This is a genomic window from Celeribacter marinus, from assembly GCF_965656515.1.
GTDB lineage: Bacteria > Pseudomonadota > Alphaproteobacteria > Rhodobacterales > Rhodobacteraceae > Celeribacter > Celeribacter marinus_D.
This window is the reverse complement of record NZ_CBFHKW010000104.1, coordinates 1-2,609: the sequence shown is the minus strand read 5'-3', so window position 1 is coordinate 2,609 and position 2,609 is coordinate 1. Positions and strand designations below refer to the sequence as shown.

The 2,609-nt window shown below is 60.6% G+C and carries 3 protein-coding genes; all 3 read left to right on the top strand.

The annotated features are described in order from the left end of the window. On the top strand, positions 1-863 hold an 863-nt coding region (locus ACTG34_RS13545), incomplete at its 5' end, for a di-heme oxidoreductase family protein (RefSeq protein ID WP_439105405.1). Between the two features lie 14 nt (positions 864-877). Then, a complete protein-coding gene (locus ACTG34_RS13540) occupies positions 878-1,891 on the top strand; it encodes an imelysin family protein (protein WP_439105404.1) in 1,014 nt (337 codons plus the stop codon). A 1-nt stretch (position 1,892) separates the two neighbouring features. Continuing rightward, the coding region (locus tag ACTG34_RS13535) for a DUF1513 domain-containing protein (RefSeq protein ID WP_439105403.1) at positions 1,893-2,609 on the top strand (717 nt) is incomplete at its 3' end.

Here is a 2,609-nt window from a genome sequence, read left to right as displayed (position 1 = left end):
TGGATGCGGGATATGGCGCGCTGTCGCCCGAGGCAGTTCTGTCCGCGCGCGTGGCCAATCCGATGATTGGTTTGGGGTTGCTCGACGCAATTGCAACGGATGACATTCTGGCCCATGCCGATCCCGATGATGCAAATGGTGACGGTATTTCCGGACGCGCCCAAATCGTGTGGTCGGATGTGCATAATCAGCCGATGGTGGGGCGTTTCGGGTGGAAGGCGGGCAGTCCTTCGGTCCTTGAACAATCCGCCGCCGCGTTTTCAAGTGATATTGGCATTTCCACGCCTCTCGTACCTGATCCTGCGGGCGATTGTACGGCACTGCAACCGGATTGTGTCGCGGCCGTTCACGGGGACGGCGATCTGCGCGGCACGGAAATCGATGCGGCGGGCTTGGACCTTGTGGCGTTTTACGCCTCAAACCTAGGCGTACCTGCGCGCCGTGATGTGGATGACCCACAGGTGTTGCGCGGCAAGGCGGTGTTCTATGAGACAGGATGCGCGGCCTGTCACGTTCCCAAATATGTCACCGCGCGTCTCGCGGATGAGGCGGGTGCCGCACAGTCGTTTCAATTGATTTGGCCGTATAGCGATCTGTTGCTGCACGATATGGGAGCAGGGCTTGCTGACAACGGTCCCGAGGGACGGGCCACGGGTCGCGAATGGCGCACAGCCCCGTTGTGGGGGATTGGTTTGACGCGGCAGGTCTCGGGACATACTTATTTTTTGCATGACGGGCGCGCGCGGTCGCTTCTGGAGGCGGTGTTGTGGCATGGCGGCGAAGCACAAAAGGCGCGCGATACCGTGGTCCAGATGGACCCTACACAGCGCAACGCGCTATTGCGTTTCCTTGAAAGCCTTTAAGTACAGGATTTTAGATGCGTCATTTCATTTTTGCCTTGGCCTGCGCCAGTTACGTGTTGCCGGCGTCTGCCGATCCGTTGCAAGACGCCGTGAGCCGCGTGGTGACACAGTATGTCGATCCTGCGGTCACCTCGTTTGGACGCGCGGCACATGACCTTGAACAGGCGGCCACGGGCGATTGCACCGCGCCGCAGCTCACACAGTCCTATCACGCAGTGTTCGATGCGTGGCTGCGCGTTCAACTCTTTGCTCTGTCGTCATTTGATGCGGGCGGACATGCCACTGCCATTTCGTTTTGGCCCGACAAAAAGGGCATGATCCCGCGCGCGCTGGCGGCGATGATTGCGGATGAGGATGACGTGGTGATGGATGCACAGGGCTTTGGCGAGGTATCGATTGCTGCGCGCGGCCTGTTTGCACTGGAATACATGCTATTTGATCCGCAGTTTTCAAACTATACGCGCGACAGCTACGCCTGTGCTTTGGTTCGGGCACAGGCTACGGATCTCGCGTCTATGGCTGATGATGTCGATCATGCGTGGTTCGGATCGGCAGGGTTTGCACGCGCGTTGGAGACCGCAGGGGACGCAGACAATACACGCTATTTCACGTCCCGCGAGGCGCTTCAGGCGCTCTACACCACGCTCACGGCAAGTTTGGAGCACAATCGCGGCGTGCGCCTTGGCCGTCCGATGGGCTCGTTTGACAAACCGCGCCCGACCCGTGCCGAGGCGTGGCGCTCTGCGCGCTCTGCCCGCAACCTTAGCGGCTCACTGGTGGCGATTGGGGCGCTGGCGGACACGCTGGCCCCCAATGGCGCGCCGCAAACCGTGGCGCGCCTTCAAGAGGCCGTGGCGCAGATCGATGCGCTAAATGCGCCCACCTTTGCAACGGCCGACCAGATCGGGGACCGGTTCAAAATGGAAGTGATCCAACAACGTATCGAGGCCGCATCCCATGCCTTGGCCAATGAAATTGGTGCGCCATTGCAGGTCTCTGCGGGGTTCAACGCGGGGGACGGAGATTAACATGACCACACGGCGCGGATTTTTGGCGGGTCTGACCGCGGCGGCGTTTGTGCCGAACGTCTCATGGGCCGATGCGGGTAGCCCTGCGTTTTTGGGCGCGGCAAAAGAGGCGTCAGGCGGGTACGCACTGTTTGGGTTGGACGAAAACGCCCAGATCATTTTCCGTGTGCCACTGCCTGCGCGCGGTCACGCAGCCGCCGTTCATCCGACCCGCCCCGAAGCGGTAGGATTTGCCCGCCGACCGGGAACATTTGCGGTGGTGATTGACTGTGTGACCGGCAAGGTGATGCACCGTCTGCAAACCCCCGAAGGGCATCATTTTATGGGGCATGGGGTGTTTGTGGACGGCGGCGATACGCTTTTGACGCCCGAAAACAATTATGGCGCGCGCAAAGGTGTGCTTGGCATTTGGGATCGCACGCGGGGCTACGCGCGTGTGGGCGAGGTGGAGACGGGTGGAATCGGGCCGCATGATGTCAAGCAACGCGCCGATGGATCGCTCGTCGTGGCCAACGGCGGCATTTTTACCCATCCCGATCACGGCGAGGGGCGCGACAAACTCAATATCGACACTATGGTGGCCTCACTGGCCTATCTGTCGCGTGATTATGCGATCGAGGAGATCGTGACGCTTGATGCGCCGCTTCGTCAAAATTCGATCCGTCATTTGGCGCTGGGGCCAGATGGGCAGGTGGCCTTTGCGATGCAGTGGGAGGGA